3 protein-coding genes are annotated in these 5,016 nt (G+C 77.5%); 1 reads left to right on the plus strand and 2 read right to left on the minus strand.

Features of this window, described 5'->3' with window-relative positions; genetic code table 11:
- The first annotated feature begins 73 nt into the window (after positions 1–73).
- Complete coding sequence (locus tag ABEB16_RS13170; protein WP_345712704.1) at positions 74–1,114, plus strand: glutathione S-transferase family protein; 1,041 nt, start codon at positions 74–76, stop codon at positions 1,112–1,114.
- A gap of 604 nt (positions 1,115–1,718) precedes the next feature.
- Here the strand turns inward: ABEB16_RS13170 and ABEB16_RS13175 are convergent.
- Complete coding sequence (locus ABEB16_RS13175; RefSeq protein ID WP_345712705.1) at positions 1,719–2,687, minus strand: hypothetical protein; 969 nt, start codon at positions 2,685–2,687, stop codon at positions 1,719–1,721.
- A 133-nt stretch (positions 2,688–2,820) separates the two neighbouring features.
- Positions 2,821–5,016, minus strand: a 2,196-nt coding sequence (locus tag ABEB16_RS13180) for an ATP-binding protein (protein WP_425560189.1), incomplete at its 5' end; no start/stop codon positions are given.

A 5,016-nucleotide genomic window follows, 5' to 3' on the forward strand; every position in this document is an offset into this window, starting at 1 on the left:
ACCCCGGGGGCCGTGCCGCGGCGGGCGGTGCCGTCCCGACCGGACCCCTGTCTCCCGCGGGCCGGAGGGCGGCGTGAGCGAGGACCAGGTCTCCGGCGGCAACACGGGTTACGTGAACCCGACCGGTGAATTCCGGCGCGACCAGCGCTACATCGAGACCCGGATCACGGCGGACGGCCGCGACGGCTACCCGGTCGAGCCGGGCCGCTACCGCCTCGTCGTCAGCCGGGCCTGCCCGTGGGCCAACCGCGCCATCATCGTGCGGCGGCTGCTGGGCCTGGAGCCGGTGCTGTCGATGGGCGTGTGCGGCCCGACCCACGACGAGCGCAGCTGGACCTTCGACCTGGACCCCGGCGGACGCGATCCGGTGCTCGGCATCGAGCGGTTGCAGGAGGCGTTCTTCGCGCGCGTCCCCGGCTACGACCGCGGCATCACCGTCCCGGCGATCGTGGACGTCACGACGGGGCAGGTCGTGACGAACGACTTCCCGCAGATGACGATCGACCTGTCGCTGGAGTGGACGCGGTTCCACCGCCCGGGAGCGCCGCAGCTGTACCCCGAGCACCTGCGGGAGGAGATCGACGCCGTCAACCGCGACGTGTTCCGCGACGTCAACAACGGTGTGTACCGCGCCGGTTTCGCGGGGGACCAGCAGGCGTACCAGCGGGCCCACGACCGGCTGTTCGCGCGGCTCGACGCGCTCTCCGAACGCCTGGAGGGCCGGCGCTACCTGGTGGGCGACACCATCACCGAGGCGGACGTCCGGTTGTTCACCACGCTGGCGCGCTTCGACCCCGTCTACCACGGGCACTTCAAGTGCAACCGGTCGAAGTTGTCGGAGATGCCCGTGCTGTCGGCGTACTTCCGCGATCTCTACCAGACCCCCGGGTTCGGTGACGCGACGGACGTGGTGCACATCAAGCAGCACTACTACGTCGTGCACCGCGACATCAACCCCACCGGGATCGTGCCCGCGGGGCCGGACCTCGCCGGCTGGCTGGAGCCGCACGGCCGCGAAGCACTGGGCGGCAGACCTTTCGGGGACGGGACACCGCCACCACCTCCCGTCGGGGGCGAGGTCGTCCCCGACGGGCACCGGCCGCGGGCGGCGTGAGGTCCTGGCCCCGCCCGCCGTGATCGCGCCGCCGGTCCCGGTGGCCGTCCCGGCGCTCGTCCCCTCGCCGGGGACCTCGCCGACGTCGTCCGCCGGCTGTCCTGGGTCGGGAACCGGGCAGAGCCGGCACCGAGCCGGCGTGGTGAGGATGCCGCCTGGTCCGTGACCTCACCGGCGACGGGCTGCCCCTCGCGGTGACCTGTCCGGTGCCGGCCCTCGCCCGCTCGGGCCACCGCGAGCGGCGCGGGGCGACCGGGACCCGCACCTCGAGTCCGACGAGGTGCGGCGCCTCGCGGCTCACGGGGCTGTCCTGCAGTCGGTCACAGGACGGTCGTGCTGACGAGGACCACCACGAACCCGGCGCCTCGGCGTGCCGGAAAGTCCGGCTCACCACACCACACGCCGTTCGAACATGCGTTCGACAGCATGGCCGCCATCCACTAACGTCGTCCCTGCCGCTGGCCGGCGCCTGGAGAGGGGAAGCTCCTCGTCGCCGGCCAGCGGTCCAGCCCGCCGATGCGTTCAGCCCGAGGCGCGCACGCGCAGGTGCTCGAGCGCCCGCGCCACATCGGTGTCGCTGTGGCCGGGGTGCCCCGCCCGGGCGTCAGCCACCGGCCGCGGTGACGAGGTCGGTGAGCCGCTCCGTCGCCAGGCAGGACACCAGGCAGCGTTCCTTGGCGTCGCCCAGCAGCTGTGCCGTCCACGTCGTGCCGCCGCCGTCGCCCAGCTCGACCTCGCCGTCGGCGCCGCGGGCGGTCAGCCGGATCGCCGCACCCGCGTAGTAGCCGCGCCCGCGTTCGCGACCGGGTTCGGCCAGCAGCGGCACCGCGGCCGCCGCGCCCCCCGCACCCGGCCCGACGGCCGGCAGCACCGCGTCCTCGACGCGCTCGGCCAGCGCCGGGTCGTCGAACACCGTGAACCGCACCTGCGCGGTGCCCGCCGGTAGCAGGTCGGCCAGCACCCGCTGCCAGTACCGCACGTGCTCCACGAGCAGCTGCGCCTCGGTGCGGCGGGAGCCGGCGTCGCGCGTGCTGGACACGAGGGCGAACAACCGGAAGTGCGCCCCGGCGCCGGGGCCGAACACCTGCGCCCGCAGCTGGCGGTGGCTCGCCGCCAGGTGCACGGCGGCGGTCGGCGGCTGCGGCCGGCGGCGGTGCGCGGCCTCGACGGCCAGGGCGTTGGTGGAGTCGCTGAGCACCTCGCCCAGCCGGGTGGTGCTGACCACCCTGCCCTGGCCGATCGGGGCCAGCGCCGAACTCGTCCCCAGCGGCACCACCGGGGACAGCTCCACGCCCGCGAACGCGGCGGGCAGCAGCTCCCACATCCGGGCCTCCACCCGCGCCAGCGCCCGCGGGTCGGTGCCGGCCGGGCGCACGAACCGGTCCTGCCGCCACCGGTGCAGCACGTCGGCCGGGCGCACCGCCGCCGCGCGCTCGCGGGCGACGGCGAGCAGCAGGGTGCGCAGGTCGCCGGGCGCCAGCCCCCGCAGCAGGAACTCCCGGGTGCCGGCGGGGGCCCGGGCCCACACCCGTGCCTCGACGTCGGCGGTGCCCTCGGCTGCCACGGGGCCCACGATGGCAGGTTGCACTGCGTGACGGGGACGTCGTGCCGCCCGCCACCGGCGTGTCGCGGGCGGGACGTCCCCGCCCCGGGCGCGGCGCCCGAGCTCCGGCCCGGGCATGGGAGAGCGTTGCGTCACCTGGTGATCACTCCAGGTCGGCGAGCAGCTCCTCCGACGGCGTCCGCGCCCCGCTCGCGCGCAGGACCTCCCACCGGTCGGCGAGCGCGGCCCCCGCCCGCGGCGCCCACGAGGCCAGGCGCCGGGCCTGCAGCGGCGTGCGGGGCAGCCCGTCGCGCTCCCGCAGGCCGTCGGCGTGCCCGAGCAGGACGGCGGCCCGCCCCTCGTCGCCGCAGGCCGCGGACAGCGCGGCCAGCAGCTCGAAACCCTCGACGGTGGCGGCGGTGTGGTCCAGCTCCAGCGCGCTCGCGGTGGCGCGCCGGTAGGCCTGCCGGGCCGCGTCGGGGTTCCCGCAGACCGCGTGGACCTGCCCGAGGGTCTGCCGGGCGGCGAGGGCGCCCTCGACGTAGCCGACCCGCTCGAACAGCTCCAGGGCCCGGCCCGCCAGGTCCTCGGTGGCGTCGGCGTCCCCCTCGCACAGGCAGGTGCGGGCGAGCTGCTCCAGGGCGAGGCCGACGAGGTGCTGGTCGCCCGTCCGCAGCAGGACGGCGTGCGCCCGGTCCAGCAGCTCCCGCGCGAGGGGCGCGTCGCCGCCGTCGAGGGCCGTGCGGGCCCGCAGCACGAGGGCCAGGCCGGCACCGGCGTCGTCGCCGACCGACGCGTGGAGGGCCGCGCTGCGCTCGTGCGCGGCCGCGGCCTCGTGGGGGCGACCGTCCGCCCACGCCGCGGTGCCCAGGTTCAGCAGGGCCTCGGCCTCACCGCGCACGTCCCCCAGGTCGGCGAAGGCCGCGGCCGCGGCCGCGGATCGCGACGCGGCGGTGCGCAGGTCCCCGACCGACTTGGCGTGCATGCCGGCGGCCAGGTGCAGGAGGGCGTCCAGCGGCGGCGCGTGCGGGCCCGCGACGTCCGCCTCGGCGATCCACGACCGCGCCAGCGGGAAGGCCCCCTCGAAGGACCAGAACCACGACAGGGAGCAGACGAGCCCCACGCCGGTGACCGGCAGGTGCCGTGGCGGGCGGAGGCAGTGCTCCAGCGCCGCGCGCACGTCCTGGGCCGCCAGGCGCAGCTCGGCGAGGCAGCGGTCGCGGTCCGGCCCGCGGCCGCGGAGACCGCGGTCGGCCTCCCGCGCGAACTCCTCGAACCACCGCGCGTGCCGGTCGCGCGCTGCGCGCTCCTCCTCCGGGTGGGCGGCGAGGCGCTCCGCGGCGTGGGCCCGCAAGGTGTCCAGCAGCCGGAAGCGGTCGGTGCCGGTGCTCGCCACGAGGGACTGGCGGACCAGGCTCAGCAGCAGGTGCAGGCCGTCGCCGTCGAGGCCCTCGCCCGCCACCGCGATCCCGGCCTCCAGCGGGAAGGGCCCGGCGAGGACGGAGAGCCGGTCGAGGAAACGGGCCTCCTCCGGCGTCAGCAGGCCGTAGCTCCAGTCGATGGTGGCCCGCAGGCCGGCGTGCCGCGCGGCCCCGGGACCGCCCGGGTCCCCGCTGACCAGGCGCGTCCGCTCGCGCAGCAGGGACGCGATCTTGGCGGGGCTCAGGGCGGCGGCGTGGGCGGCCGCGAGCTCCAGCGCCAGCGGCAGCCCGTCGAGGAGGGTGCACACCGCCGCGACGTCGGCGGCGTTGCCCTCGTCGAGGGTGAAACCGGGCCGGGCCCTCGCGGCGCGCTCGCAGAAGAGCTGCACCGCCCGTGAGCGGCGCACGGCCCCGAGGTCGCGCTCGCCCGCGTCGGGCAGCGACAGAGGCGGCACGGGCCACGTGAGCTCCCCCGCCACACCCAGGGGGCGGCGGCTGGTGGCGAGCACCCGCAGCCCCGGCGCCGAGCCGACGAGGGCCTCCACCAGCTCGCGGGCCGCGGCGACGAGGTGCTCGCAGGTGTCGAGCACGAGGACCCCCTCGAGGCGGGCGGCCGCCCGGCGCAGCTCCGCCAGGGGGTCGGCCCCGGCGGCCGGGACGGCGCCCAGGGCCGTGCCGACGGTCGCCAGCAGCCCGTCGCGGTCGGGGACGGCGGACAGCTCCACCCACCACGCGGCCCCGTCCCCGCGGACGCACTCCGCGGCCAGCCGCGACTTGCCCGCACCCCCCGGCCCGGTGAGCGTGACCACGCGGTGGCGCTCCCGCAGCGCGCGCACCGCCGCCACCTGTTCCTCGCGGCCGACGAGCGCGGTCAGCGCGACGGGCACCGGCGCCGCGCCCCCACCGCCGCGGCAGGCGGGTGCCGCGGCGGGTGCGTC

The organism is Kineococcus glutinatus, assembly GCF_039542765.1.
GTDB classification, from domain to species: domain Bacteria; phylum Actinomycetota; class Actinomycetes; order Actinomycetales; family Kineococcaceae; genus Kineococcus_A; species Kineococcus_A glutinatus.